The organism is Corynebacterium sp. HMSC072D12, from assembly GCF_001813925.1.
GTDB classification, from domain to species: domain Bacteria; phylum Actinomycetota; class Actinomycetes; order Mycobacteriales; family Mycobacteriaceae; genus Corynebacterium; species Corynebacterium aurimucosum.
On the sequence record NZ_KV814385.1, the window covers coordinates 170,321 to 197,319 of the forward strand.

Annotated in this window: 28 protein-coding genes and 1 tRNA gene; 17 read left to right on the forward strand and 12 right to left on the reverse strand. The window is 58.3% G+C overall.

Going from position 1 to position 26,999, the window contains the following annotated elements; genetic code table 11:
- The first annotated feature begins 136 nt into the window (after positions 1-136).
- The 7 genes from HMPREF2943_RS02655 (at position 137) to HMPREF2943_RS02685 (ending at position 7,537) form a co-directional block, all read left to right on the forward strand.
- A complete protein-coding gene (locus HMPREF2943_RS02655; RefSeq protein WP_070447072.1) occupies positions 137-640 on the forward strand; it encodes an FtsB family cell division protein in 504 nt (167 codons plus the stop codon).
- 34 nt (positions 641-674) lie between these two features.
- A complete protein-coding gene (locus HMPREF2943_RS02660) occupies positions 675-1,223 on the forward strand; it encodes a DUF501 domain-containing protein (protein WP_070447070.1) in 549 nt (182 codons plus the stop codon).
- A 16-nt stretch (positions 1,224-1,239) separates the two neighbouring features.
- Positions 1,240-2,202 (forward strand): Ppx/GppA phosphatase family protein, encoded by a 963-nt coding sequence (locus tag HMPREF2943_RS02665; RefSeq protein WP_070646294.1) that lies wholly within the window; start codon positions 1,240-1,242, stop codon positions 2,200-2,202.
- 78 nt (positions 2,203-2,280) lie between these two features.
- Positions 2,281-2,357 (forward strand) — tRNA-Leu (locus HMPREF2943_RS02670).
- Positions 2,358-3,392: 1,035 nt separating this feature from the next.
- The gene (locus HMPREF2943_RS02675; RefSeq protein ID WP_070646298.1) at positions 3,393-4,193 is read left to right on the forward strand and encodes a Bax inhibitor-1/YccA family protein; all 801 of its coding nucleotides are present in this window, start codon (positions 3,393-3,395) and stop codon (positions 4,191-4,193) included.
- Positions 4,194-5,033: 840 nt separating this feature from the next.
- The gene (locus tag HMPREF2943_RS12335) at positions 5,034-5,705 is read left to right on the forward strand and encodes a hypothetical protein (RefSeq protein WP_141756073.1); all 672 of its coding nucleotides are present in this window, start codon (positions 5,034-5,036) and stop codon (positions 5,703-5,705) included.
- Between the two features lie 341 nt (positions 5,706-6,046).
- A complete protein-coding gene (locus tag HMPREF2943_RS02685) occupies positions 6,047-7,537 on the forward strand; it encodes a hypothetical protein (protein WP_070710741.1) in 1,491 nt (496 codons plus the stop codon).
- Positions 7,538-7,629: 92 nt separating this feature from the next.
- Here the strand turns inward: HMPREF2943_RS02685 and HMPREF2943_RS02690 are convergent, their stop codons facing one another.
- The 3 genes from HMPREF2943_RS02690 to HMPREF2943_RS02700 all read right to left on the reverse strand — a co-directional run bounded on the left by HMPREF2943_RS02690 (position 7,630) and on the right by HMPREF2943_RS02700 (position 9,067).
- On the reverse strand, positions 7,630-7,887 hold the full coding sequence (locus HMPREF2943_RS02690) for a hypothetical protein (protein ID WP_070447056.1): 258 nt from the start codon (positions 7,885-7,887) through the stop codon (positions 7,630-7,632).
- A gap of 49 nt (positions 7,888-7,936) precedes the next feature.
- Positions 7,937-8,458 (reverse strand): transcription elongation factor GreA, encoded by a 522-nt coding sequence (greA, locus tag HMPREF2943_RS02695; RefSeq protein ID WP_010187368.1) that lies wholly within the window; start codon positions 8,456-8,458, stop codon positions 7,937-7,939.
- A 117-nt stretch (positions 8,459-8,575) separates the two neighbouring features.
- Positions 8,576-9,067, reverse strand: a complete 492-nt coding sequence (locus tag HMPREF2943_RS02700) for a DUF4307 domain-containing protein (protein ID WP_070447054.1) — start codon at positions 9,065-9,067, stop codon at positions 8,576-8,578.
- A 92-nt stretch (positions 9,068-9,159) separates the two neighbouring features.
- Between HMPREF2943_RS02700 and mca the strand changes: the two genes are divergently transcribed.
- The 3 genes from mca to HMPREF2943_RS02715 are packed head-to-tail and all read left to right on the forward strand — an operon-like array spanning position 9,160 to position 11,139.
- Positions 9,160-10,050 (forward strand): mycothiol conjugate amidase Mca, encoded by an 891-nt coding sequence (gene mca / locus HMPREF2943_RS02705; protein ID WP_070710720.1) that lies wholly within the window; start codon positions 9,160-9,162, stop codon positions 10,048-10,050.
- Between the two features lie 3 nt (positions 10,051-10,053).
- Positions 10,054-10,347: a hypothetical protein gene (locus HMPREF2943_RS02710; protein WP_010187365.1), complete on the forward strand. Its 294-nt coding sequence runs from the start codon at positions 10,054-10,056 to the stop codon at positions 10,345-10,347.
- 21 nt (positions 10,348-10,368) lie between these two features.
- A complete protein-coding gene (locus tag HMPREF2943_RS02715) occupies positions 10,369-11,139 on the forward strand; it encodes an isoprenyl transferase (protein WP_070447051.1) in 771 nt (256 codons plus the stop codon).
- Positions 11,140-11,154: 15 nt separating this feature from the next.
- Here the strand turns inward: HMPREF2943_RS02715 and coaA are convergent, their stop codons facing one another.
- Positions 11,155-12,081 carry a type I pantothenate kinase gene (gene coaA, locus HMPREF2943_RS02720; protein WP_070447050.1) on the reverse strand — a complete coding sequence of 309 codons (927 nt, stop codon included), beginning with the start codon at positions 12,079-12,081 and terminating at the stop codon, positions 11,155-11,157.
- 196 nt (positions 12,082-12,277) lie between these two features.
- Here coaA and glyA point away from each other — a divergent pair, with 196 nt between their 5' ends.
- Complete coding sequence (glyA, locus tag HMPREF2943_RS02725; protein ID WP_010187360.1) at positions 12,278-13,579, forward strand: serine hydroxymethyltransferase; 1,302 nt, start codon at positions 12,278-12,280, stop codon at positions 13,577-13,579.
- Here glyA and HMPREF2943_RS02730 read toward each other — a convergent pair.
- Positions 13,576-13,932 carry a DUF5997 family protein gene (locus HMPREF2943_RS02730; protein WP_210384596.1) on the reverse strand — a complete coding sequence of 119 codons (357 nt, stop codon included), beginning with the start codon at positions 13,930-13,932 and terminating at the stop codon, positions 13,576-13,578. The genes glyA and HMPREF2943_RS02730 overlap by 4 nt on opposite strands.
- Before the next feature lie 98 nt (positions 13,933-14,030).
- On the opposite strand from HMPREF2943_RS02730, the gene HMPREF2943_RS02735 reads away from it, so the two are divergent.
- The 5 genes from HMPREF2943_RS02735 to HMPREF2943_RS02755 all read left to right on the forward strand — a co-directional run bounded on the left by HMPREF2943_RS02735 (position 14,031) and on the right by HMPREF2943_RS02755 (position 19,052).
- Positions 14,031-14,732 (forward strand): LysR family transcriptional regulator substrate-binding protein, encoded by a 702-nt coding sequence (locus HMPREF2943_RS02735; protein WP_070710721.1) that lies wholly within the window; start codon positions 14,031-14,033, stop codon positions 14,730-14,732.
- A gap of 126 nt (positions 14,733-14,858) precedes the next feature.
- Positions 14,859-15,497, forward strand: coding sequence for an LGFP repeat-containing protein (locus HMPREF2943_RS02740; RefSeq protein WP_070710722.1), 639 nt, complete (start codon positions 14,859-14,861; stop codon positions 15,495-15,497).
- A gap of 334 nt (positions 15,498-15,831) precedes the next feature.
- The gene (locus HMPREF2943_RS02745; protein ID WP_070710723.1) at positions 15,832-17,190 is read left to right on the forward strand and encodes a PhoH family protein; all 1,359 of its coding nucleotides are present in this window, start codon (positions 15,832-15,834) and stop codon (positions 17,188-17,190) included.
- A gap of 71 nt (positions 17,191-17,261) precedes the next feature.
- A complete protein-coding gene (locus HMPREF2943_RS02750; RefSeq protein WP_070710724.1) occupies positions 17,262-17,837 on the forward strand; it encodes a GNAT family N-acetyltransferase in 576 nt (191 codons plus the stop codon).
- Positions 17,838-17,918: 81 nt separating this feature from the next.
- Positions 17,919-19,052 carry a hypothetical protein gene (locus HMPREF2943_RS02755; RefSeq protein ID WP_070710725.1) on the forward strand — a complete coding sequence of 378 codons (1,134 nt, stop codon included), beginning with the start codon at positions 17,919-17,921 and terminating at the stop codon, positions 19,050-19,052.
- A gap of 80 nt (positions 19,053-19,132) precedes the next feature.
- Here HMPREF2943_RS02755 and HMPREF2943_RS02760 read toward each other — a convergent pair whose 3' ends face one another.
- The 4 genes from HMPREF2943_RS02760 to glpX form a co-directional block, all read right to left on the reverse strand.
- On the reverse strand, positions 19,133-20,707 hold the full coding sequence (locus tag HMPREF2943_RS02760; protein WP_070710726.1) for an MDR family MFS transporter: 1,575 nt from the start codon (positions 20,705-20,707) through the stop codon (positions 19,133-19,135).
- A complete protein-coding gene (locus HMPREF2943_RS02765) occupies positions 20,701-21,324 on the reverse strand; it encodes a TetR/AcrR family transcriptional regulator (protein WP_070710727.1) in 624 nt (207 codons plus the stop codon). The genes HMPREF2943_RS02760 and HMPREF2943_RS02765 overlap by 7 nt, the downstream gene beginning before the upstream one ends.
- Before the next feature lie 406 nt (positions 21,325-21,730).
- On the reverse strand, positions 21,731-23,131 hold the full coding sequence (locus HMPREF2943_RS02770) for a class II fumarate hydratase (RefSeq protein ID WP_070710728.1): 1,401 nt from the start codon (positions 23,129-23,131) through the stop codon (positions 21,731-21,733).
- 98 nt (positions 23,132-23,229) lie between these two features.
- Positions 23,230-24,249: a class II fructose-bisphosphatase gene (gene glpX, locus HMPREF2943_RS02775; protein WP_070646322.1), complete on the reverse strand. Its 1,020-nt coding sequence runs from the start codon at positions 24,247-24,249 to the stop codon at positions 23,230-23,232.
- Positions 24,250-24,451: 202 nt separating this feature from the next.
- Between glpX and HMPREF2943_RS02780 the strand changes: the two genes are divergently transcribed.
- Complete coding sequence (locus HMPREF2943_RS02780) at positions 24,452-25,042, forward strand: DUF4245 domain-containing protein (RefSeq protein ID WP_070447031.1); 591 nt, start codon at positions 24,452-24,454, stop codon at positions 25,040-25,042.
- Between the two features lie 10 nt (positions 25,043-25,052).
- Here HMPREF2943_RS02780 and HMPREF2943_RS02785 read toward each other — a convergent pair whose 3' ends face one another.
- Genes HMPREF2943_RS02785 through xseA form a run of 3 tightly spaced genes read right to left on the reverse strand, consistent with a single transcriptional unit; the run spans position 25,053 to position 26,995 of the window.
- Entirely contained in the window at positions 25,053-25,409 is a 357-nt protein-coding gene (locus tag HMPREF2943_RS02785; protein ID WP_070447028.1) for a hypothetical protein, read from the reverse strand.
- On the reverse strand, positions 25,410-25,697 hold the full coding sequence (locus HMPREF2943_RS02790; protein ID WP_010187330.1) for an exodeoxyribonuclease VII small subunit: 288 nt from the start codon (positions 25,695-25,697) through the stop codon (positions 25,410-25,412).
- A 56-nt stretch (positions 25,698-25,753) separates the two neighbouring features.
- Positions 25,754-26,995 (reverse strand): exodeoxyribonuclease VII large subunit, encoded by a 1,242-nt coding sequence (gene xseA / locus HMPREF2943_RS02795; protein WP_070710729.1) that lies wholly within the window; start codon positions 26,993-26,995, stop codon positions 25,754-25,756.
- Between the last annotated feature and the right edge of the window lie 4 nt (positions 26,996-26,999).

The window sequence follows — 26,999 nt, forward strand, 5'->3', positions numbered from 1 at the left end:
GAGGGCAGCCGCAGAGCCCAAGTTGACGCGGCACACGTACCGGAACGGACTTTGAACTTCTGTGACACGTGTTATTTGTGAGACACGACGCGCGCCGCACAGTACTGGGGCCGGTCCGGGATACAATGGCTTCCCGATGGCACGCACTATTTCTCCTCGTACGAAGCGCCGGAACACCGTTCCGGTACACACGCGTGCCCGCGATGCGCAGCGCACCAAGCGGAAGAAGACCCCGGTCCAGCCTAAAGGCCTGGACATTCTGGGCGTCGGTGTGATCATTGCCGTTATTCTCGTAGTCTTGTTATCCATTGCTGTCCCGCTGCGCAATTACTACCACGGCCAGTCAGAAATTGCCCGCCTAGAAAGCTCTATTTCCGCCAAGCAGGCCCATAAGGATGAGCTCCTCACCGAGATTGATAAGTACAACTCGGAGGAGTACGTCAAGCAAGAGGCGCGTCGCCGGTTCGGTGTGATGGATGAGGGTGAAACGGCCTTCCGCATTATGGATCCGCGCATGGACTCAGGTGACACGGTAACCTCGGAGCGCCGCGAGGATACCGATGACCGGGAGTGGTACGCGGTGTTGTGGGATTCTGTAGCGGAAGAAGCAGAGAATCAACCGCAGGCCCCTGCTGAATAGGACTCAACCATTCCTCCGTGTCACAATGGTTCCTATGACCGTGACCGATGCTGATCTTGAAGTCGTCCGCGAACAACTGGGCCGCACCCCACGCGGCGTCGTGGACATTGCATACCGCACTCCGGACGGAGCCCCGGCGGTGATTAAGACCGCGCCTAAGCTTCCCGACGGCACCCCGTTTCCCACCCTTTATTACCTCACCGATCCGCGCTTGACTGCTGAGGCATCGCGCCTTGAGGTTGCCCATGTCATGAAATGGATGGAGCAGCGCCTTGCAGAGGACGAGGACCTGCAGAAGGATTATCAAGCCGCGCATGAACACTACCTGGCAACCCGCAACGCCATGGAAGACCTAGGTACTGACTTTTCCGGTGGTGGCATGCCTGAGCGCGTGAAGTGCCTTCACGTCCTCATTGCGTACGCCCTGGCGGAGGGGCCAGGCCGCGTACGTTTCGGCACCGAAGCCGTAGCGATGGCCGCAGAACACGGTAAACTTCGAGGAAGCGCCATCCCAGAGGATTGGCCCACCGTGGGGGACCTGGGCATTGATATGGCCCAGTTCGATTTTTCTAACGCCGGTTAAGAGAAAGGCTAGCCTTATGACACGCGTCGCTGCTGTCGACTGCGGAACCAACTCCATCCGCCTGCTTATCAGTGAGATTCAGGAAGATGGAAAGATCCGCGATATCTCCCGAACGATGGAGATCGTTCGTCTCGGACAGGGCGTCGACGCCACCGGCGAGTTTGAACCAGAGGCCCTTGCGCGGACCCGCGCGGCGCTCGAGGGCTACGTCAAACAGATGAAGTTTGAGAAGGTTGAGCGCGTGCGGATGGTGGCCACCTCAGCCACCCGCGATGCCAAAAATCACCGCGAATTCTTTGACATGACTGAAGAACTGCTCGGTCAAGTCCAGCCTGGTGCTCGTGCGGAGGTTATCTCCGGCGAGGAGGAAGCACTGCTGTCCTTTACCGGCGCGGTGGGGGACCTGCATTCTGAAGAGGGCCCATATTGCGTTATCGATTTGGGTGGTGGTTCGACGGAGTTCGTCGTTGGCACCATCGACGGTGAGATTCTCGGCTCCCATTCGGCACAAATGGGATGTGTGCGTCTTACCGAGCGCATCATGCGCAATGATCCGCCCACCGAAGCGGAAATTGAGATCGCTACGGATTATGTGGCTGAGCGCATGGCCGAAGTCGAGAAGATCGTTCCTATCGATAAAGCCCTGACCTTCGTTGGCTGCGCCGGTACGTTTACGACTCTTTCCGCGCTGGCCCAGGGAATGGAGCGCTACGATGCCGATTCCATTCATGGCTCCGAGCTGCGTTTCGACGCCCTGCGGGTGCTCACCCGACAGATGATTGGTCTGCCTTCGGATGTTCGCGCTCTCAACCCCGTCATCCACCCTGGACGCGCGGATGTCATTGGCGGTGGATGCGTGGCAGTCGAGGGCATCATGACGATGATTGAACGCAATAGCGAGGCACGTTCTTTCTTCATCAGTGAGAAAGACATCCTCGATGGCATCATTACTGGCCTTGCAGCAAAATTAGCGGGCTAAGGCCGGAAGGCTACGCAGAAGCCGACCCTATTTTCAGTTCATGACTATCCGTGCCCTAAGATAAGTGAGCACGGTTTGGCCCCCATAGCCCAATCGGCAGAGGCAGTCGACTTAAAATCGATTCAGTCTGGGTTCGAGTCCCAGTGGGGGCACCACTACAACCCTTAAAGGACCAGCTCAAGGGCGGAAAACCTTCAGTGCTAGCTTGGGATGCCAAGCAAGGTTGGTTTTACTCGCCCTCGCAGCGTCCAACTGCCGTATTTGTTCTGAGAACCTAGGAAAAGGCACGAGCTTCACCCATCATTGCGACGGATGCACTTACCTACTAATAGATCGAGCCGTCTGGGTCGGCGGCGTGGACTACATCTTTTGTCGCGGAGCACAGATATGGGTCATTAATGTATCCGTCTTGACAGCCATGGTAAGTCTGAATTTCGCCCGAGGTTGGGTTTCGGGCGCCATTATCTGCAGTGCCGTATCCACACACTGCCGCTGGTCCAACGCATTCCTCAGTTTCTACTAGTCCGGCTTGGTGCTCATTCTCGAGGTACTGCTCGCCGCCTCGGGTATCGAAGCACCACTGGGAGTAGGACACAGTGCCATCAGACCAGCGGGCTGGGCCGGGTGTCCCCTCAAGGCATTCGATAACGGTGGGCTCTAGTGTGGCCTGCTCGGCTATGGGCGCATCGTTTTCAGGATGGACCGGCTCAGGTTGAGATTCCTCAGACGTGATTGATGGTTCGGTGGATTCAACTGTTCCTGCAGTCGAGGATTCCTCGGTGGTGCTCGTGATACTGGTACTAGTTGGGGCAGGAGCAGGCTCAGTGTCATGGCTACATCCGCTAAGGGCAACAGCAATGGCGGTGAACATTAAAGGAAGCTTTTTCACGGGGTGTCCTCTTTCGCGAAGGAGATAGCCAGATGATTGAATAGTAGCCCTTCGCAATTGGTGCGCGAGGAACAAGTTAAGATCCTGATAACTACGCGCACTAAGTATCGCCGGCCGCTACGCCTATCGGTCAAACACAGTGCCCAGCGGCGTGTCCCTGTTAAGCGGGGATAATTTTGCGAATTTTGGGATTTTGGGAACTTCCTAGCGATGGGGAGCGTTGATCCTAGTGAAGTGAAAGACAAGGCGGCCCCGAGTGGCCGCTTTTTAGAGAACGACTGTGAAAGGAATCGGGATTCGCGTGCGTTCTAGCAACCCCGTCATGAGTTCCCTCTCGTCCAGCCAAAGTCAGACCCAGGTTAACCCCTACGGTCAGAGCGACAATCCGTTTAACCAAGGAAACCGTAGCGCCGATCGTCCGCTGACGGTTGATGATGTCGTGACCAAGACTGGTATTACTCTTGGCGTCATCATCGTTATGGCCGTACTTAACTTCGCCATTGGTGAGTTGATTAACCCGGGCATTGCGATGATTCTTACCCTGGTTGGTGCGCTGGGCGGTTTCATTACTGTTCTCGTCTCAACGTTTGGCAAGAAGTTTGGTTCCGCTGCGGCGACGTTGATTTACGCCGTGTTTGAGGGCCTTTTCGTGGGCGGCTTCTCGCTCATGTTCGCTGGCGTATCCTTCGGTAACTCCGATGGTATGGCGCTTATCGGTCAGGCCATCATGGGCACTGTAGGTGTGTTCATCGGCATGCTGATGGTCTACAAGACCGGTGCGGTCAAGGTCACCCCGAAGTTCAACAAAATCATGTTCGGTCTTATTGCCGGTGTGGCAGTGTTGGCGCTGGGTAACATGTTGGGTGCTATTTTCTTCGGCTTCAACCCGCTGCGTGATGGCGGCATGCTCGCCATCATCTTCTCCCTTGTCTGCATCGTCTTGGCTTCGCTGTCCTTCATGACGGATTTCGACCAAGCTGATCGCCTTATCCGTCAGGGCGCTCCGGCTCAGTACGCCTGGGGTATCGCTCTTGGTCTGGCTGTGACCTTGGTCTGGCTCTACACCGAGATTCTTCGTCTGCTGAGCTACTTTAGGGACTAATCAGTCTCATAACGCTATTGCGAACCGGTGGCCGGAACCACAATCTTTGTGGTTCCGGCCACCGGTTTCTTTTCTGAGCCGCGAACCTTCTATTGGGCACAGCGCCGGCTATAGGCAGAGCGTTCTTTCTTTCGCCTCAGTGCTAAAACCGTTGAAGCTAGACAGCGGTTAGCACGAATGTTCCTACAGTCCCGTGTGTGATTGTGTATTGATTCCGCTCGGTGCGTTAGTCATTTTCCCCGCGCTACGTGGATGGCCATCCACGTAGTTATGCTTGTGAAGCCAAAGGTTCTCCTGGTGGCTATGGGCGAAATGTTCGATTTATCGAAGCTTGAGAGAAGTCAATCAGGGGTTATGCGGGTTGCCGCTCGTCTGCTGGCAATGGTGTGACTGTTACTAAACCGCAGTGTTGCGTTGTTGTGCTATTGCCACTTCCTTGCGTGTCGATGGAACTAGCTGGGCTTTTAAGCGGAGCTTGAGATGTTGTCTAGTGGGATCATCTGAGGTGGTTGGCTTCCTGCTTTCCGATTGGAAAAACGACACCCGAAAGTTAACAGTGTTGTAATTAGGGGACCCCCACTTGGTTATAATCGGCAGCTCGGTCACATGTAGATCACTGCTGGCGTCCAAATTTCTTACAGGCTACGACCAGCGATTATTTATAAAAGTTCTATTAATTTCGTCGAATGGGCGTTCTGTCGGGAAATATTGCATGAATCTTATTTGGCTCTGGCGCGACATCTTGATAGTTCTCATGCATTCTGGTCGCAGAAGCCGCTCGAAGCTTTCAGCTTCAGCGAGGGGCTTCTGATGGTCAGGAAAATTGGTTGAAAGGAAACCATGAAGCGAATCGGGGGCCTAGTGCTGGCGGCAGTTTGTATCGGGGTGCTGTCAAACTGTGCATCTCCGCTAGGTCTAGGTGCTCGCGACCATGGTGATAATCCGGGGGACTTTCACAATGTTCCTGGCGATAACACCGGCGGTGGCTCAGGGGACTCGGGGGTCGCTGATGCCACCGCCACGAGGTCGCGAGAGGATCAGGCTTCACGCGGCGAGCCTCGTGCGGGAGATGGGGTGCTGCCGCCACTTGGTGAATTTGATCGACATGCTGAAGGCTTCTACTTGTTTGATCCTTGTGTGGAGATTCCAAGGAACCGTCTAGAAGAAGCGGGACTCTCTACGCGCTTGGAGTCGAGTATCCGCGAATCTGGCTATTCTCACTGTGGTTTTCAGATTGAAAATTCAGAGGGAGAAACTGGTTTCGTTGGGCTCGGTGTAACCGATGTTGGCATTCAGGAGTTGGAAAAACAATATGGGGGACAACGGGTCTATCAAGGCGAGAAGCTTCCGGTTATTGCCCTGAATGATCCTGATTTTGGTCGTCTATTTTGCACAGTGTATCTAGAGACCATCGGGGGAACTTTGATGATTGAATCTACTGGCTTTAGTAGCACTCAAGATCACGATCGATGCGTGATCGGGGAAGAAATTCTTTATACGCTTACAACCTAACGGGGGCGAACATGCAAATAAACTTTTTAAACCTTTTCAATCAAATATCCGAGATTAAGGGGTTGTCTGAGCAGCTCAAAGGTGTTGCGGATGGGGTGCGCTCTCCGCTAAATAGTGGATTTTCCCCGGTGATGGGAATAAAGGATGTTGGGGGTATCCACGAGCGCGTGCTGACAAATGACCCCGGATCTGCCCAGCATTCTCTCAAAGGATTTAACACGCAACTAGCCTGGTTAGCGGAGGCACTTCAAACCGAATTAGCAAGCTTCGAATCACAAGACATACTTACCAGCCGGGGGCTGGATGTCGCTGATGCTGGCGGGGGAGGCGGGGCAGCGTCGATGCCGATAGTCTCGCAACCGGATCCGGGCTATAGTCCGTTTGGGTTTACTGTTCCGATCGTGGACACCGGCGCGTCCATTATGGGCCTGGCATCGAATCTGTTCAGCACTCGCTTCTGGGATGTGTCCGAAGCGAATGCGCGGTGGGGAGCGCTGAGTGGGGAAGTCGCTGATATCGTCGCTGGGCTTGAGCGCTCAGCCGCGTCCTTAGAATCGGAGAATGACAGCGAAGCTACTACACGAGCGGCACAAAAAATTCGTGAGGTCGCACAGGCAGGAACGCACTTCATCGCCAACGCAAATGTCATGCAGCAGAAGCTATTTGGCTTCCAAGCGCAGCTCATAAATGTACAGCCCGAAGCCATTGCCCTGGCATTCGAGGTGGCCGCAATTCCAGATCCTGTTGCACGCGCAGCTGCTGAAAAAGCAGCATTGACCTATATGCAGGGTGTTCTGCAGCAGCAAGTGATTTCGGCTATGCCGTATCAGCATGCACTCATGGATGCAGCACCACCCAGCGGCGGTGGGGACACCAGCACTCATTTTGGAGCCGTCGCGGGCGACGGAAACCAGTACAACACAGATGGGGTTGCCTGGCCCCAAAAGATTGCTGAAGCAATCGAGAGTGGTGCTGTGGGGCCTGGGTCTTTCAATGTCGCCAATGGTCAGATCCAAGGGCTTGAAAGCGTCGGGATGGGCGCTGAGGATATCGCGAAGCTTCATGGTGATTTACATAATCGTGGGCGCAGTATCCTCAACGACCTAGGCTTTGGTGAGGCGCTGGCACCCATCAATGCAGCCGAGGTAAACACGTCGGCCGCTAGTGCGGGAATCGGGTCTCTTAACCCAGTTCACGGCACGATGACAGGAGCCACGACTGCTCCGGGCGGTGCGCCTTATGCGGCGAGTGGTCTCAATGGGGTGGGATCGGTCGGTCTCGCTGATGGACGTGGCAACCAGCTTCCCGGAGGAATTGCGGGACTCAATGGTCGTTTGCCGGAGGCATCAGCGAATCCAACCACTTCCGCGGCGGGCTTGGGCGGCTTGAATTCCTCCTTCGGCGGGCCGCAGACCGGAACGCATCCGGTACTCGGTGGACTTCCCGGGGCCGTAACAGGGGCTGGTCAGCAGCGGGAGGGGCGGGCGTCGCTAAGCGGCAATGGCCTCCTGGGCGGTAATGCAGGCAGTGGTGCCGTTGGTGTGGGTGGCATGGGCGGCGTGGCCGGTCCTGGTGCCGTCGGCAACGCCGGTGGTGTCGTGGGTGCTGCCGGCGGAGCGCACGGTGCGAAGCCGGGTGTTGGCAATGCCCGTGGTGCGGGGATGCGCATGATGCCGTTGATGGGTGGGATGGCACGTGGCGGCGATGGTGAACGGCGAATCAAATCCGTTACCACGCAGGTAGAGCGCGATCCCAACCGCCGCGACCTATTAGGCGAAGCCCCTGCGGTGCTGCCAGGGGTTATTGGGGATTGGGCCCGCGAAGAAAACTAGGTGCAAGGCGGTGGAGGGGAAGTGCCCTCAAAAAGCTAAAAGCGGCGCCGGATTATTCGGGGCGCCGCTCTCGCTTTAAGATGCCGTTGAGCTTACTGCTGAACCGGGGCAGTGGTGTATTCAGCCGGAGCTACTGCGGTCTCGGTGGCAGCTTCGGTGCCAACGACGTCGGTGGCATCTGCAGACTCGGAGGATTCGGCTGCGCCGGCTCCCGGGGCCTCACCGGTGAAGGTAGCACCGGTGTCGACCTTTTCAGTGGAATCCTGCTCGCTCGGCGGGTGGCAAGCAGCAAGGGTAAGACCAGCAGAGACAACCAGACCAGCAGCAGCGAAACGAGTGAACTTCTTCATGGGGATAAAACTCTTTCTCAGAAAAACGGTGACCTAAGAGCAGTATAAATTAGGACTTGCGCGGAGTTGCGGCCTTTGCGGAATCATAAGGTGCAGCGGAGACCACGGTCACCGACAAGGTCTTGCCATTCGGCGCGGTGTACTCGCGGGTCTCGCCCTCGGCAGCACCCAGAAGGGCAGCGCCCAGCGGGGACTGCTCAGAGTAGGTCTCCAAGTCCTTGTTGTCGGAAGCAGCAGCGCGGGTACCAATGAGGAAGGTCTCGCGGTCCTCTTCGTCACCGTTGTAGTAAACGTGGACCACCGAACCGATGTGGGCAACGCCCTCCTGGACGGCGGTGCGCTCGGTGGTGGAGTTAGCCAGAACCTCGGAGATCTGCTTGATGCGGGCCTCTTCCTGGTCCTGCATCTCGCGTGCGGCGTCGTAACCCGCGTTCTCCTTAAGGTCACCCTCCTCGCGGCGCTCATTAATTTCCGCGGCGACGACCGGGCGGTGGTCAATCAGGGCCTGCAGCTCGGCCTCGAGCTTGGCCTTGGTTTCCGGGGTGATGTATTGCTTCTGCTGCTCAGCCATAGTGCAACCTTCCGTATACGGTTTCTAATGAACACTTTTATTTCTCAAAGAACGGGCGCAAAAGTGCAGGTGGCGCGGCCCATTCAGAACGCTCAACATACTAGCACAGCTGGGCTTTTAGTTGTCGGTTGCCTCACCCGCTGTATCCATTGCGCTGGTATCGAGATAAGAAGGAATATTTCCAGAACAACCGTAGACGCCACCGGCGACAGCCGGGTGGTTGGTGGGGATGTCCACTGCGACGCGCTGGGCAGACTCGCCGCCGGCCGGCACGGCAATTTCGCGGCGGCCGACCTCCGCTTTGGAGTAGTCAAAAGCCTGCACGATGCAATAAGCAGGTTCTTCAACGCGGTTGCGTGTGATGTCTACCCAAATGCGCATGGAGTCATCGGAGAGGATCTCGTGTGTGACATAGGATATATCTGCGTTGACCTTCTGCTGGCTGCGGAAGTACTGAACGCCAAAGACGATGGCCGCGACAAACATGGCCAAAAACACCAGCACCAGTGCCCGATTGGTCCAGGAACCTCCTGTACGCGGGGTGCGTGTCTTGGAACCGTATCGAGACTGTGAACGTGCGGAGCGAGAAGCGGGTTGGGCGTCAGACATGAGTCTGATTCTATCCAACGGTCGCCGCGAAGCTACTATCCACTAGACTGGGCGTCTGTTTAAAGAAGCAATCTAGGGAGATGTAGCACCCAGTGAGTACAAAGCGCCTGTTGGCTATTCACGCGCACCCTGACGACGAATCCTCGAAGGGTGCGGCGACAACCGCGAAATATGCTGCGGAAGGGGCGGAGGTCCTCGTCGTCACCTGTACCGGTGGTGAGCGTGGGGATATTATCAACCCGGCCATGGACCGCCCTGGCGTCCTTGAGAATATGGGCAGTATTCGTCGAGAGGAAATGGCGGAAGCGGCCGCCGCTTTGGGCGTGCAACACCGCTGGCTTGGGCACGTGGATTCGGGCCTTCCCGGCAACCCGCTTGCGCCTAATATTAAGGACCTGCTCCCCGAGGGCTGCTTTGCTCTCAAGAAAGATGATGAGGTAGCCCAAGAGCTGGTGGAGATTATCCGTGACTTCCGCCCCCACGTCATCATTACCTATGACGAGAACGGCGGCTACCCACACCCGGATCATCTCATGGTCTACCGAGCGTCTATGTTGGCGTGGGACAAGGCGGGCGATTCCGCGTACCACCCAGAATTGGGGGAGCCGTGGGAGCCGCTGAAGCTCTACTACACGCACGGCTTTGTCTATCAAAGGATGAAGATTTTCCACGACCTCCTTGTGAAGGAAGGAAAGGTGAGCCCTTATGAGCCGATGCTTGCGCGGTGGGATACCGCTTTCGGTGACATCATGGCGCGAGTGACCACGCAGGTAGAGTGCGCGGACTACTTCCAAAATCGGGAGGACGCTCTCCGCGCACACGCCACCCAAATTGATCCGGCCGGTGCCTTTCTTGCGACTCCGGTGTCCGTCCAGCAGGAGCACTGGCCTACGGAGGAATTTGAGCTGGCTAAGACCCGCGTTTCGACGGCGCTGCCGGAGGATGATTTATTTGCGGGAATCCCGGAAGTAGGGGAGGCTTAAAACATGAACGCTTTGTACTTCGCGGCGCATGACGTCGCCCTGCTCGCCCAGGGGAGCCAAAGCGGGCCGGTAGGACCAGAGTTCGGTAAGGCCTCGCCCATCGGTTTGCTCATCCTTGCCCTGATGGGCGTTGCCGTCCTCTTCGCAGGCTGGAATTTTCACCGCCGCTACTCGCGTTTCCGCCGCCGTACCATGTTCGCGCAGGATCACGGCATTGATCCTTTCGATGATGAGGCGGTCGATGCGGCTATGAAGGAAGCCGGCATCCTCGATAACAGTAAGAAGTCCATCTTTTAACGCAGAGGACGTTTCCCCACCGTGAAGTTCCTAAGCCAGCTCCTATATCCCCTGTATGAGGCGCGTCTAACGCGTGAGATTAAGAACAAACCGCAGCCACGCCACGTGGCAATCATGGCGGATGGCAATCGCCGCTGGGCGCGCGAGGCGGGCTTTACGGATATTAGCCACGGTCACCGCCAGGGAGCGCGGAAAATTAGTGAGATGATCTCTTGGTGCCAAGGCACTGACATTGAGGTCGTCACTATTTACCTGTTGTCGACGGAAAATTTGAAGCGCAGCGAGCAGGAAGTGCAGCTGCTTTTTGACATCATTTCTGATGTTGTCACGCACCTTTCCCAGGGCGATTTGGATTGCCAAATCCGTCTCGTGGGACACCTAGATCTGCTTCCTGAACAGGTTACCGCCAAAATGCAGTGCGCTGCTGAAGCCACAGAAGATCACCAGGGCGTCATCGTTAACATCGCGGTGGGCTACGGCGGGCGTCAAGAAATCGTTGATGCCGTGCAGAGTCTCATTCGTAGCGAAGCCGAAAAGGGATTGAGCGCTGAGGAGATTGCGGAGAACGTGACGGCAGAGGCCATCACGGGCAACCTCTACACCAAAGGTTTGCCGGACCCAGATCTCGTGATCCGCACCTCCGGTGAACAGCGTCTTTCCGGCTTCCTTCTGTGGCAGGCTGCTTATTCAGAGATTTGGTTTACGGATACGTATTGGCCCGCATTCCGCCGGGTAGATTTCTTGCGCGCTTTGCGCGATTATTCGCAGCGCTCACGCCGTTTTGGGCGCTAGCCCGATAATGCCCGCCTAGAGCTTGCGCATCCGCACTTGCTCCACCAAATGGTGTGAGCCCTTGCGTAGAACCAAGGAAGCACGCACTCGGGTGGGCAAAATATTTTCAATAAGGTTGGGCAGGTTGATGGACTGCCAGATTTCTCGGGCCTGCACGTAGGCTTCCTCATCCGTCATGTCCGCGAAGGAGGCGAAGTGCGCACCCGGCTCGCGGAAAGCGGTGTGCCGGAGCTTGAGGAAGCGGTCAATGTACCACTTTTCAATGTCGTCGACTCGGGCGTCCACATAAACAGAGAAGTCGAACAGGTCGGAGACCATGAGGGTCGGACCGGTTTGTAGGACGTTGAGGCCCTCCAAGATGAGGATGTCCGGCTGGCGAACCTCCTGAAATTCCCCGGGGACGATGTCATAGGACACGTGCGAGTAGAGCGGGGCCGTGACTAGGGGTTTGCCCGATTTAACGTCGGTAACAAAACGCATCAGTGCGCGGCGGTCATAGGACTCCGGGTAGCCCTTGCGCTGCATTAGCCCGTGTTCTTTAAGGTAGGCGGTGGGGTAGAGGAAGCCGTCCGTGGTCACCAAGTCGACCTTCGGGTGGGAATCCCAGCGTTCAAGGAGCACTTGGAGCAGGCGTGCTGTCGTGGACTTGCCCACGGCAACGGAGCCAGCGACGCCGATGACGAAGGGCACGTGCGTCGGTGGGTTACCCAAGAAGGCCTCCGTGGCTGCGGTGAGCTTTTGGCGGGCCTCCACCTGCATGTGAATGAGACGCGAAAGGGGGAGGTACACTTCTGCTACCTCGGTGAGGTCGATGCGGTCACCAATGCCGCGGAGTTTTTCCACCTCGTTTGCCGTGAGTACCTGTGGCATGGATTTACGTAGGGCACGCCACGTATCACGGTCAAAATCGAGGTACGGGCTCGCATCGGTCATTCGCGCCATGCCGACTATTGTCGCACTGCATCGGGCGCCTAGTGCAATTGCCCCGAATGAAAAGATTCCTAGAGGCCCCCGCGCGGGGGATGCGGGCGTTAGGATGTAGAACTAGCTTCGGCGATTTCTCAAGCCGGTGGTGTTGTGCTGCGAGCGGGCACTGCCGGCGATCTTGACCATCTTTAGGAAGGGACACCACGCTTTCATGACGACTACGAACAATTCAGACGTGCGCTACCAGGAGATGCGCGATCTTGACCCCGAGGTCTTCGATGCTATCTCCGGTGAGATTGCTCGTCAGCGCGATACCCTCGAGATGATTGCCTCGGAGAACTTCGTCCCCCGCGCGGTTCTACAGGCACAGGGTTCTGTTCTCACCAACAAGTACGCAGAGGGCTACCCGGGACGCCGCTACTACGGCGGCTGCGAGCACGTCGACGTCGTGGAGGATCTGGCTCGCGATCGCGCCAAGGCGCTGTTTGGCGCTGATTTTGCCAACGTCCAGCCGCACTCCGGTGCCCAGGCCAATGCTGCTGTGCTGGCTTCGCTGATCCAGCCGGGTGACAAGATCATGGGCCTATCCTTGGCGCATGGCGGTCACCTGACCCACGGTATGAAGCTGAATTTCTCCGGCAAGCTTTACGACGTTGCCGCGTACGAGGTTGACCCGGAGACCATGCGCCTCGACATGGATAAGGTGCGCGAACAAGCTCTGGCAGAAAAGCCGCAGGTGATCATTGCTGGTTGGTCCGCCTACCCACGCACCATCGACTTCGAGGCTTTTCGCTCCATCGCCGATGAGGTCGGCGCGTACCTGTGGACGGATATGGCGCACTTCGCGGGCCTCGTGGCCGCCGGTCTGCACCCCTCCCCGGTGCCGCACTCCGATGTTGTGTCCTCCACCGTGCACAAGACGCTTGGTGGCCCGCGCTCTGGCCTCATCTTGGCCAAGCAGGACTTTGCCAAGAAGATCAACTCCAACGTCTTCCCGGGCCAGCAGGGCGGACCGCTCATGCACGTCATCGCGGCAAAGGCTATCGCCCTCAAGATTGCGGCCACCGAGGAATTTAAGGAGCGTCAGGAGCGCACCCTGGAAGGTGCTCGCATTTTGGCTGAGCGCCTGACCGCTGAGGATTGCACCAAGGCGGGCGTCGACGTCCTCACCGGTGGTACCGACGTGCACCTCGTGCTGGCGGACCTGCGTAACTCCGAGCTCGATGGCCAGCAGGCGGAGGACCTTCTCCACGAGGTCGGCATCACTGTGAACCGCAATGCGGTTCCGAATGATCCGCGCCCGCCGATGGTTACCTCTGGTCTGCGCATCGGTACCCCGGCCTTGGCTACCCGCGGCCTCGACGCGGCGGCCTTCACCGAGGTGGCCGATGTCATCGGTACTGCACTAGCAAACGGTAAGAACGCGGACGTCGCCAAGCTGCGCGCTCGCGTGGAGAAGGTCGCCGCAGACTTCCCGCTCTACGACGGTCTTGAGGATTGGAAGCTGGTCTAAGCTTTCCCGCGCTCTCCTGACTCTTCTTGGGAGAGCTCATTCGAGCGCTCCTCAGCGTGAGCTTTCCGAGCGGCTTCGAGCCACTCGGGCATCGCGCTGAGGAGTTCTTTAATTTCCGCGGTGGTGAGAGGACGGTCCATCTCGTTCTTCTTCAGCGCGGTCACGGAGATTCCCAGTTTCTGTGCCACCACTGGGCGCGGGTGGGGGCCTTCTCGACGCAGGTTAGCCAGCCATTCCGGCGGATTCTCCTGCAAGTCGCGCAGTTGCGCGTGGGTTACTGCGTTGGCTTGAAACTCCTCCGGGGTGGCCGGCAGGTAGATGCCCAGCTTCTTGGCTGCGGTTTGTGCGCGCATGGCGGTACCGGAAGGCTGCTGGGTTTCGTTGTTGGGGGTTTCCTTATTCGGGGTATCAGTCACGCTCACCACGCTAGCAGCACCGTAGTATGAGGTGCATGCTCCGCCTTGTCTTTTCCACTGGTACAGAACCCGGTAAGTGGTTTCGCCGCTACCGTGACTCGCATTCCCCCGAGTCCCTGGTGACCGTCGACGCCGATGATGCGCTGGCGGTTCTTCTCGCGCATGAGGCAGACCTCGCACTCACCCGCCTGCCAGATTCGCGGGTTGATGACAGCTTCCATGTGGTTCGTCTTTATGAGGAGGCGCCTGGTATTGCGGTGCCGAAAGACTCGGTCTATGCGGAGGTAGGGGAGGACATTGCGCCAGCGGATGTTGCCGAAGAGATTGTGAACTACCGGATTGCGCGGGACGGCAGCGTCGACGTTCCAGCCCTGCGCACCGCCCTCCAGGTCGTGGCAGCCAACGTGGGCGTGGCCATCGCGCCTCGACCACTGCTGAAGGTGCTGAGCAAGAAGCAGGTAGTCGCACTTGGGCTAGAGGACCCTTCCGTTGCGCGCACAGAAATCGCTTTGGTGTGGCGCCGGGCTGATGATGGTGACGAGATTCAGGATTTCGTCGGGGTGGCAAAGGGAAGGACGCGGAATTCCTCCCGCAACACGGCTGAGAAGCGCAGCGCCCGGGACAAAGCAAAGGCTAAGCAAGAACGCAGAAAGGCCCAAGGAAAGTCTCACAAGGGCTCGATTTCCAAACCGTTACCAAAAAGATATAGGGGTTCTCAACAGCGGAAACGTAGATAAATAAACCTCTTTGTTGTCAAATCACAGGTTCGATGGTGGCAAGACGTGCTGGCTAGGCCTACGGTGGGCTTCGTTGTCAACAAAAGTACTTAGAACAGTGCTCAACTAGAAGAGAAAGGTTTAAGAATGAAGAAGATGACTCGTCGTTTCGCTGCTGGTTTCGCTGCTGCCACCCTGTCCCTGGGTGTCGTTGCTTGCTCGGATGCTGAGGATGCCGCTAAGGATGCTGGCGACGCCGCACAGTCCGCCGCGTCCGACGCTACCGGTGCTGCCGGCTCTGCTGCTCAGGACGCCAAGGATTCCATGAAGGACTCCGAGTCCGCAGATCCTTCTGATGCTGAGGGTGCAGAGGATGCTGACTCTTCTGAAGCAGATTCTGCCGACTCGGAGGGCGGCGCTGAGGGCGACAAGGAGAGCGTATCCACCGCCAACGGTGATGTAGAGGTCCCGGCCGACTTCGCTCAGGCTATCAAGGAGAAGGCTGCTGAGTGGGGCGACCCGGAGTCCATCGAGACCACCGACAAGGGCAGCGTTGCAACTTTTGCCAAGGACAAGCTGCTGGCATTCGCTGAGGGCGAAGGCACCCAGCCGATCATTGGCAAGATCGCCGAGACCTGGACCGAGGAAGGCGGCCTTGAGAGCAAGGTAGGCCTGCCGACTGCCCCGGAGCAGGCCGAGGGCAACGGTTGGGTACAGGAGTTCACCAACGGCACTATCTCTTGGCTGCAGGGTGAGTCCGGCGAGTACGAGGCCACGATCAACTAAAGGCTTAGCTCGCATGTAGCGGGATTAACCGCCCGTTGAGCTTCTAAGACAGGCTCCGCACTGATAGATCGGTGCGGAGCCTGTCGCTGTTTTCCATGGTCACGGCTTCGCGAAAGAATAAACTACTCCCAACTTGTGGGAATGGTGTGACTGCGGTGAATGCCGTTTAAAAACTGTTCATCTTGCACCCATGTAATTTCAACCTTCGCGCTCTAGCGTGGACGGTGTCCGGAGGTTAAGTGCAGTTTCCGGGCAGTTCGACAATCACCAGCTTCACCATGCCCTCCCAGGTCGATGAGTTGGGACGGGCATAAAAAGGGAGAACCCTGCCGCTATGACCAATCCTTCCGTCCTGACCGAGCAGCCGCACGAGGCCGCTGTGGCAACCAAGACCTATGTCATCGATACCTCCGTCCTTCTCTCCGACCCCTGGGCGTTGCGTAAATTCGCAGAGCACGATGTGGTTCTGCCCATCGTCGTTATCTCTGAGTTGGAAGGAAAACGTCATCACCCGGAGCTTGGCTGGTTCGCCCGCCAAGCTCTTCGCTTTTTGGAGGACCTCCGCGCCACTTACGAAGCTCTGGATCAGCCGCTGCCCGTCAATGCCGCGGGCGGAACGCTGCGCGTGGAGCTTAACCACCAGGATCAATCCTTGCTGCCGGCGGCCTTCCGCGGGCCGGAAGGGGATCACCGAATTCTCGCGTGTGCGCTGAACTTGCAGCACGAAGGCAAGGACACCGTTCTGGTAACCAAGGATGTCCCGCTGCGCGTCAAGGCCGGCGCTGTGGGCCTGCAGGCCGATGAGTACCATGCGCAGGATGTCGTGCTCACCGGCTACACCGGCATGGCCATCGTGCCCACCAGCGCCGAGGTCATCGATGAGCTCTACGGGGAAGGCGAGGTGCTTATCGACGGCTCCGTGACCACCGCCGGCACCCGCGTCGAAGACCTGCCGGTGCACTGTGGCGTGACTCTGCAGGCAGGCGGGCAATCAGCACTGGGACGCATGACGGCTGAGGGCACTGTTCGCTTGGTGCGTGGGGATAGCAATGTATTCGGTCTGCAAGGCCGTTCCGCCGAGCAGCGCGTTGCACTGGACCTCTTAGTAGATCCTTCCGTGGGCATCATGTCCATCGGCGGCCGAGCGGGCACGGGTAAGTCCGCGCTGGCATTATGTGCTGGCTTGGAGGCAGTTCTGGAGCGCGGTGAGCACCGCCGCATCGTGGTATTCCGCCCGATGTATGCGGTGGGCGGACAGTCCTTGGGGTACCTGCCGGGCTCGGAGAGCGAAAAGATGAACCCCTGGTCCCAAGCAGTCTATGACACTTTGGAAGGGTTGGTATCCGAAAACGTCATGGAGGAAGTCCAAGACCGCGGCCTCTTGGAAGTTCTCCCACTGACCCACATCCGTGGCCGCAGCCTGCATGATTCCTTCGTCATCGTCGACGAGGCCCAGTCACTAGAGCGCAATGTGCTGCTCACAGTCCTTTCGCGACTGGGCCGCGGCTCCCGTGTGGTGCTCACACATGACGTTGCCCAGCGCGATAACTTGCGTGTTGGCCGCCACGATGGTGTGCAGGCGGTCATTGAGAAACTCAAGGGGCATGGGCTTTTTGCGCATGTGACCCTGCAGCGCTCTGAGCGCTCTGCCATTGCGGAGCTCGTCACCGATTTGTTGGAGGGTGAGAATTAACGCGTTCGCGAATGGCGATCTGCCTGCTCTCAGCTTGGCATTAACGCAGTGTGCTCAGTAATAATTGTTTCATGAGCGACAACGCAAAAAACAAGAAGAAGGATTTCCGCATCCGGCCCTTCAACGCTGCGGACTACCCGCAGATGCGGGAAATCTATGAGCAGGGCCTGAACACCGGTCACGCTACTTATGAGACCCGCTCGTTGACCTTCGAGGAATTTAAGAACGTCAAGATCATGTCGTCCGTCTTCGTCGCTGTTGAGGAAGACGATGACTCGAAGGTTCTCGGTTGGGTCTGCGCTGCGCAGGCGTCCACCCGTACCGTGTTCCACGGCGTGGTGGAGGATTCCATCTACCTGAGTAAGGAAGCCCAGGGCAGGGGTATCGGTGGTGCCTTGCTGGATCAGCTCATTGAGGTCTGCCGCGACTTGCACAAGTGGGCCATCCATTCGTGGATTTTCCCGGAGAACGAAGGCTCCGCTGGTCTCCACAAATCCCGTGGCTTCGTCAAGGTGGGTACCTACTCCCACATGGCAAAGATGACTTATGGTGAGCTTGCCGGCCAGTGGCGCGATACCGATGTTTATGAGCTGCTCCTTCCGAAGCCGGAGGAAAAGAAGGCAGAAGCCAACCAGAAGAGAAAGTAATTATCTCACTTTTCTAATATCAGGGCAGGAGTGGGGATAGAATAGAACCTGTTCTCAACCACTCTCTATCGAAGGCGAATCATGTCTTTCCGCACCTCTGTGCTTGCCCTTTCTACCGCCGTAGCCGTGTCGACCGGTGCTTTCGCAGCGCCCGTTGCCACGGCTGCTGAGTTTCCATCTGCCGGCTCCGTCCCTGTGGCGGAGCTCGACGTTAACCACCCCGATGGTGCTTTGGCTTATGTCTTTGCTGAGCCCGTGATGCAGTCCGATATTGACCTGGTTACCCGCCAGGTTCGGCAGTTACGCGGCAAGGCTTGGGACGATAATCTTCCATTCAACGGCGAAACGCTGCGCCAGGCTGCTAGCGCCGCAGGTTTCCGCACCCGCGATGCCTATGTGAATTCCATCTCCTGGGATCGCGGTCTCGAGCACGCGGTTTTGCAGCGCGCTGCCGAGGAGAACCTTGACTTCAACCATGAGAGACTGCCAGGGGTTCCTCCCTTCGGAGTCATTAACAACCTCTGGGCCGGTGAAAACCTGACCACTAAAGGGATGTCGGACGCGATCGCATCGTGGTCGACCGATAAGTACCAGGGGGCAAGCGAGTGGGATATGCTCATTCGCTCACATGGCCAGTTCAATGATCGCACTGGGCACCTCTACTCGATTATCGATCCCACCCACGTAACATTCGCTCAGGCGCAGGTTGGGGAGGTGACTGCTGGTTTCTTCTCCAACCGCGATATGCCCGGTCAACCCGCGCGTATTTCCGGCCGCCACGCGTTCCCTATTGCCGTGCCGGAAAGCACAGTCGGCAAAGCCGAGCTCATGACTACGGGTGGCACTTCCGTCGGAAGCCAAGGAAGCCTGGGATTGAGCATCGACGGCTTCCGGGGAGCAAAGCTGGGGGTTCCGGTGGCGTCGCCAAGCAGCAGCGATCCGGAGGTCTTGGAAGTCAACGAGGACGGAACCTACACGGCCAAGTCCGAGGGCACTGCGACCATCACCTTCAACACTCATGTGTTGCGTAATGGTCAGCCCCAGCTGTCAAACAACCAAGTCACCAAGACCGTGAAGGTGACCAAGAAGTCTCTTCTCGGAAGCTCGAGCACCGGTGGCACGGATGTTGGGACCATCGTGGGCATCATTGCCGGTCTGCTGGCACTCATCGGTGTGGCTGCGCAGGTAGCGCGCCAGTTAGGAATCCTGCGCTAGGCAATTTGATACGAGAAAACCCTCGCTACGTGATTCTTCGTAGCGAGGATTTCTTGTTGTTGCGTCCTTAGGGGAGTGCTCTAATCGATGGTCTCCTTGAGGTGCTCCTCCCGCACGGGCAGGATAAGCAGGAGAGCGATGATGGCCATCGGAACCATGAGCAGGATGACTGGGGTTAGACCATCGTTATAAGCGTTGAGGACGACATCGCGGATCGGCTCCGGTAGCTGTGCAACCATCGATGGGGTCAGGTTGGAGGAACCACCGCCCTCGGCGTTGAACTTTTCCGCAAACGGTGCACCGGCCTTGCCCATGGAAGCAATGGCAGCAGGCATATTGGCAGCTAACTCGTCCTTCATGTTGTGGATGAACAGCGAGCCCACGAGGGAAGCGCCCATGGCGGAGCCGATTTGGCGGAAGAAGTTGTTAGCCGCAGTAGCGGTGCCCACCAGCGCCACGGGGAAGGAGTTCTGAACGATGAGAACGAGCACTTGCATAACAAAGCCAAGGCCGATGCCGAAGACGAGGAACTCCGCGCCAAGCTGAGTCAGGGAGGTCTCCACAGTCAGCTTCGACATCCAGAACAACGCGCCAGCCGTAATGGCGAGGCCAATGATGGGGTAGCGCTTGTAGTGGCCCGTGCGCGCGATGACGAACCCAATGGTGGTGGAAGTACCGATCATGCCGAGCATCATCGGGATCATCATGAGACCCGCCTTGGTAGGTGTGAGGGTGTGCACCATCTGCAGGTAGGTCGGCATGTAGCCCAGCACTCCGAACATAGCCAAGCCCAGCACCATGCCGGCGGCCGTCGTGAGCACCATGTTGCGGTTCTTAAACAGCAGAACTGGGATCAGGGGCTCCTCGGCCCGCTTCTCGACGAAGACCGTGATAACAGCACCAATCACAACGATGACGGCCAAGGTAAGAATGACGGGATCCGACCACTCATACTGAGTGCCGCCCCAGGTGGTCATGAGGATGAGCGAGGCGGTAGTGATAGCGATGAAGGTGGCTCCCAAGGCATCAAACTTACGCAGATCAGTATCGCCGACGCGCAGGTGCAGAACGAGCACGCACACGGTCATGGCGAGCAGACCAAGGGGAATATTCATCCACAGACCCCAGCGCCAGCCAGGTCCATCAGTGAACCAGCCGCCAAGGACTGGGCCGAGGACGGAGGACAGGCCGAAAACGCCGCCCATGATGCCCATGAACTTACCGCGCTCACGTGCCGTGGTGACCTCCGCGATGATGGACTGGGAGGAGATCATCATGAAACCAGCGCCGAAGCCCTGAATGGCACGGCCAATAATGAGCAGATTCATCGAATTGGCGAAGCCGCCCACGGCGGACCCGATGACGAAGGTGGCAATACCGCCGATGTAGAGCCACTTGCGGCCCATCATGTCACCGAGCTTGCCGGAGATAGGCATAGCAATGGTCATGGTGACCAGGAAGGCGGAAATAACCCAGCTCATGTGGTCGACACCGCCGAGCTCGCCGACGATGGTGGGAAGAGCGGACGCGAAGATCATCTGCCCCAGGGAGCTCATCAACATGGTGAGCACGAGGGCAGAGAAGACGAGGGCAAGGTTGTTTTCCGGCTTGCCATTGTCAGTGTTGGCCACTGGCGGTTTCGCGGTAGCTACCATGACAGTCCTTTCGAATAGTTGTTGATGAGTGCGAGTGCGGAGTTAAAGCGCTGCTCAAAGGGGATATCACAGCTGAAGTCTGGCGAGGTGGTGGCCAACCAAAAAGCCTCACGGATGGTGACAGCAATGAGTAGTGCCTCCGTGTGCGGGGAGACATCCGGCATGGTCTTTAACGCTGGCTCCTTCTCTAGCCGCTGGGTGAGAAGCTCAAGTACTTCGTTAGACTTGGCACGCTTTCTGCTTAAGGACGCCGCCGCTGCGTCCGCATCGCGGGAGATACGGCGGCGTCGTTCAGCAATTTCCTTATTGGCGTGCTGCCCATTGAGGTGTTCCTTGATGAGACCTACGGCCAGCTTAAAGAGGTTCTCCGTAGGAGTATCGAGCAGATAGCTCTTTTGCTCCTGGGAGAACTCTTGGCTGGGGTTGCCCAAGACGGCTGAGTCCTTGGAATCGAAATAGTTAAAGAAGGTGCGCCGGGAAATTCCGGCCTTCTCACAAATCTCCTCCACCGTGACGGAGGCAAAGCCATGCTCGTCTACCAAGAGGGTGGCAGCATCCTCTATGCGCAGGCGAGTTTTCAGGCGTTTTTGCTCGCGTAATGACAGTTCTTCTTGCACGGAGTGCAATCCTACACCCGGTGCAAGTTTGCACCAAGTGCAATGATGGTGATTCTCGTGAGGGCGGGGAGCTCTTTATGGCGTAGCGCACAGGAAGGGGGGAGCAGATGGTAGCAACCCTACCCTTCGCGCTCACCAGCAGCATGCGCTGTGGCTGATTAAGGCTCGCCGTGAGCGCGAAGGGCGCGAAGTGATGGCTTGGAAAGGAACTCTCAAGCCCAAAACTGCCCTAGTTGACGAAGTTATTGCCAGATCTTGAGTCATGAGCGGTGGTTTTGGCAGATCGGGCAGTTGCTGCCCCGACCTTGTTGTTGGCCCCGCAGGGCGGATGAGAAAACAGCGAAACCGCCCTGCGTGCCACCTCAAGGAGGTGGTGCGAAGGGCGGCGGCGTGGGCGAAAGCGAATTTAGAAGTTATCGCGGTCGCGGTTGGTCATGGTGAGAACGTTGAGGCGCTCATCGAGTTCCTCTTCGGTGAGGTTCTCGCCGTCGACGAAGCCGAGGTCGATGACGGCTTCGCGGACGGTGATCTTCTCGTTCAATGCGTGCTTAGCTGCCTTGGCGGCGTTCTCGTAGCCGATCTTGGAGTTCAGCGGGGTGACGATGGAGGTGGAGGACTCCGCAAACTTCTTCATGCGCTCCTCGTTGGCCTCGATGCCGTCAACGCACTTCTCAGCGAAGACGCGGGAAACATTAGCCAGCAGGCGGGAGGACTCGAGAACGTTGCGGGCCATCATCGGGATGTAGACGTTGAGCTCGAAGTGGCCGTTGGAGCCGCCGAAAGCAACAGCGGCGTCGTTGCCGATGACCTGGCTGACCACCATGGTGGCGGCCTCGCTCAGAACCGGGTTGACCTTACCCGGCATGATGGAGGAGCCCGGCTGCAGATCCGGGAGATGGATCTCCGCAAGGCCGGTGAGTGGGCCGGAGCCCATCATACGAATGTCGTTGGCAATCTTGTTGAGGGAGATAGCAACGGTGCGCATGGCGCCGGAGAACTCGACGAGGGCGTCGCGGGCAGCCTGGGCCTCGAAGTGGTTCTTGGCCTCGGAGAGCTGGTCAATGTCGGTGAGCTTCTTGAGCTCCTCGGTGACCTTGCCGCCAAACTCAGCGTCGGTGTTCAGGCCGGTACCGGTAGCGGTGCCGCCGATAGCCAGCTCACCCAAGCGCGGCAGGGTGGCCTCAACGCGCTCGATGCCGAGCTCGATCTGGCGAGCGTAGCCGCCGAATTCCTGGCCCAGGGTGATCGGGGTGGCGTCCATTAGGTGGGTACGGCCGGACTTAACTACATCAGCGAATTCCTTGGCCTTGGCCAGCAGGGAATTGTGCAGGACCTTGAGGCCCGGGATGAGGTCATTTACTGCAGCCTCCGTTGCCGCAACGTGGGTTGCAGTGGGGAAGGTGTCGTTGGAGGACTGACCCATGTTCACGTGGTCATTCGGGTGAATCTCCACGCCGTTCTTGTGGGCGATGGAGGCGATGACCTCGTTGGTGTTCATGTTGGAGGAGGTGCCGGAGCCGGTCTGGAAGACGTCAATCGGGAAAGCATCGTTGTGCTTGCCCTCTGCAATCTCGGTGGCGGCGGCGATGATGGCGTCAGCCTTCTCCGCGTCCAGCTTGCCGGAGTCCTTGTTCACCTGAGCACAGGCAGCCTTCAGGAGGCCGAGAGCGCGAATCTGCGCATCTTCGAGACCACGGCCGGAGATTGGGAAGTTCTCCACGGCGCGCTGGGTCTGGGCACGCCACAGGGCGTTTGCCGGAACCTTTACCTCGCCCATGGTGTCGTGTTCAATGCGGTATTCAGTCATGGATTCACCTTTTCTGTGAAATGAGTTTTATTGGGTTCATTATGTGTGCCGTGGCACGGCATTCATGGCCACCGTAGCACTCTTCCTAGGAAAGTGAACTAGCTTTCCTTATCGTGGGGGTTGGTGTAGTCGACCACGGAGTATTCCTGCAGCTTAGCCAGCTTATGGATGGAGTCGACGTAGCGGATGGTGCCGGACTTGGAGCGCATAACCAGAGAGCGGGTGGTGGCACCGTTCGGGCGGTAAGAGACACCGCGGAGCATATCGCCATTGGTCACACCGGTAGCGGCGAAGTAGCAGTTCTCAGAGGACACCAAGTCGTTGGTGGTGAGGACGCGGTCGAGGTCGTGGCCAGCCTTGCGAGCCTTCTCGGCTTCCTCCTCATCCTTGGGCCATAGCTTGCCCTGAATTTCTCCGCCCATGCACTTCATAGCGCAGGCGGTGATGATGCCCTCCGGGGTGCCGCCAATGCCCATCATGAGGTCGATGGAGTTGCTGTCCTGGCAGGTGGCGATGGCGCCGGCGACGTCACCGTCCATGATGAGGCGAACCTTGGCACCGGCTTCACGGATCTCCCGGATAAGGTCATCGTGGCGCGGGCGGTCGAGAACGACGACGGTCAGGTCAGCTGGCTTGATGCCCTTGGCCTTGGCCACGGATTTCACGTTCCACTCCACCGACTCATTGAGGTCGATGGCGCCGACTGCCTCGGGGCCGACAGCGATCTTCTTCATGTAGAAGACCGCGGACGGGTCGTACATCGTGCCGCGCTCGGCAGCGGCGATGACAGAAATAGCGTTCGGGCGGCCTTCAGCCATCAGGCGGGTGCCGTCAACTGGGTCGACGGCGATGTCCATCTCGGCGCCCTGGCCGGTGCCGACCTTCTCGCCGTTAAACAGCATCGGGGCTTCATCCTTCTCGCCTTCGCCAATGACGACGACACCGTTCATCTCGACGGAGTTGATGAGCTTGCGCATAGCATCCACCGCGGCGCCGTCACCTTCATTCTTCTGTCCACGGCCAACCCAGCGACCCGAGGCGAGTGCTGCCGCCTCGGTGACACGCACCAGCTCCATGGCTAGGTTGCGGTCGGGGATATAAGACGTGTTGTCAGACATGTTTGATTAGTCCCTTTCTTTTCAGGTGGCTCGGCCCGGGGTGGGGGACAACCCGGAATACATATTCCATTCTTCCACTTTTCTTCCGGTTTCAAGCCCGAATGCCTCCCCCAGAAGTGGGATGAGGGGGTGATTGCTGCCAAAAAGGGCAGGTAGGAGGCCGCTGTCGCATGTGGTGGAGCAGGCGTGACATACTAGGCGAGTGGCATCTGAAGATAAACCAAAGATTTTTGAGGACGCGCGCGATATCACCCTGACGGTGGGCGTCATCCTCATCATGATGTTCCTCGCGGTTGGGGCAACGGGACTGTGCTCAATCAACCCCGAAAAGTCGGGGCCCGTGCAGAACGTGGATGCCGCTACCTTCTTGGAGATGGAAGCGCGCGGCAGCGGGGCTGTCATTAGGGAGCCGGATATGCCGGAGGGCTGGCAGCCCACAGCCGCGCGGCGCAAGCAGATGGGTGGCGAATCTGGTGCTGTGGTGAGCTGGCTGACCACTAACGATGGCTATGTTGAGTCAGTGCAGACGCAGCTGGCGCTTGGCGATGTCCCCGGGGCTTATGACTCCAATTATCGTGCCAACTCCGAGCGGCGCGAGGTAGCGGGCCAGGACGTGGAAATTCTCAGTAGCGATGACAAAGACGTGCGCCCGCTGTGGATTACCGACTTGGGGGATGCCCGCCTCGTCCTCACCGGCTCTGCCTCCGATGCCGACTATGAAGCGGCCCTGACCGCATTTACTGAGGCCGAGCCACTCCAGATCGCTGAGGATGGAAGCGTCATCAGCGACTAGGTTCCGCTGATTAACGGAAGGTTACGCTCTGCAGTGTGGTTCCGTCCCATTCCACCTCGACCGAATCTCCAGCGGCGCTGGTGAGGGACTCTGGATCGAGGCCGCTCAAACGCGTCTTGCCGAGGTATACATCTACCTTCTCATGGAGGGACTTGCCGGGGAAGAGGGCAATCTCGCTGAGCTTATTCTCACTAAAGCGCAGAACAATGGAGCCGGAGAAGTAGCCGATCTCTTCGCCATTCGCGGTGTGCGGGGGGCCGAAGAACTCTTCAGCGAGCTGGCGCGAATCACCGAAGACCATGGACCCTGCTCCGCCTGACTTGGAGACGAAGTCCACGCGATCTCCCGGGTAGCCGTAAATCTTCATTTAGTCTTCTCCTGCTTCTTCGTTGTGAGCTGCACTATCGGTGCCCTCTGCGTTCTTTCGGAGGGCCTCCTCTACGCGCTTCGAGGCACCGTCGAGGTGCGCCTCGCAGGCCTTAGCTAGGGCCTCGCCGCGCTCCCAGTACTTGAGGGATTCATCCAATCCCATCTGTCCTAGCTCGAGGATCTTCACTGTTTCAATGAGCTCATCACGAGCCTGCTCATAGCTCAGCTCTTCCACCGGCGGGAACGCGTCCTGGCCGGGCTGGCCGGCGCCAATCGTGTCAGTCATGAGGTGAAGTATCTTCTTTCTCTTGTATGTTCCGTCTTAACTATTAACTGTTCTGTTTAATCTGCGGCCTGAGAAGCCATTGCAGCAGCGGTGATCGAGCCATCGCCCACACGTATACGCAGCTGCGAACCCGGTGGTGATTGCGTGTAGCTCGTGACGACCTCCGGACCGCTGCCATCGCGCGGAAGGACTTGCACGATGGCATAGCCGCGTTCGAGGGTGGCCGAGGGGCCTAAGGCGGAGACCCGAGCACGCAATGAGGCTACCTGGTTGGTTTCGCGGTCCAGATGATGGCTCATCACCCGGCGGATCAGCGCGAGATTTCGCTCCAGCTCCTCGCGGCGTGCGTTGATAGGCACCATCGGATCTGCAAGAACCGGGCGGGAGCGGATGTTTTCGAGTCCGCGGCGCTCTCGGTCCACCCAGCCGCGCAGCGCTGCCGCCATGCGCGAGCGTGCTTCGGAGATCAGCGCGTATTCCTCGGCGGCGGAGGGTACGACACGCTTGGCCGCATCGGTGGGGGTAGCGGCGCGGAGATCGGCGACATCATCAAGCACCGGGTGATCCGGCTCGTGGCCGATGGCGGAAACGACAGGGGTGCGGGCCTCCGCCACGGCGCGTTGCAGTGCCTCCTCGGAGAAGGGGAGGAGGTCCTCCACTGAACCGCCGCCGCGTGCAATGATGATGACATCTACGTCTGGGTCCGCGTCGAGGGTCCGTAGAGCGTCAATCACCTGGGTAACAGCCGTGGCTCCCTGTACTGCAGTATTGATGACGTTGAACTGGACCGCCGGCCAGCGGTCCTGTGCTACAGACAGGACATCGCGCTCGGCGTGGGAGCCGCGGCCGGTGATGAGGCCGATTTTCTTGGGCAGGTAGGGAAGCGGCAACTTGCGCGAGGGATCACACAGGCCTTCCTGGCGCAGCTTCTGCCGCAACATTTCCACCCGAGCGAGGAGATCTCCGATGCCGACGTGGCGGATTTCGGTCACCCACAGGGAAAAGCTTCCGCGCCCAGCGTAGAAGGCAGGCTTGCCGTACACCACGACGCGGTCGCCATCTTTGAGCGGTGAGGGAGCATTGCGGATGAGCGAGGTGTTGCATGTCAACTGAACAGACTTTTCCTGCTCGACATCACGCAACGTGATATAGGAGAGCTTCCACGTCGGCTTCATGTTCAACTGGGTAATTTGCCCCTCCACCCAGAGGAAGCCGAGACGCTCGATCCAGCCTTTGACTTGGTCATTGACCTTGCCGACGGGCCACGGTGTCTCCGCGGAATTGGCCGGTTGGTTCACGCGC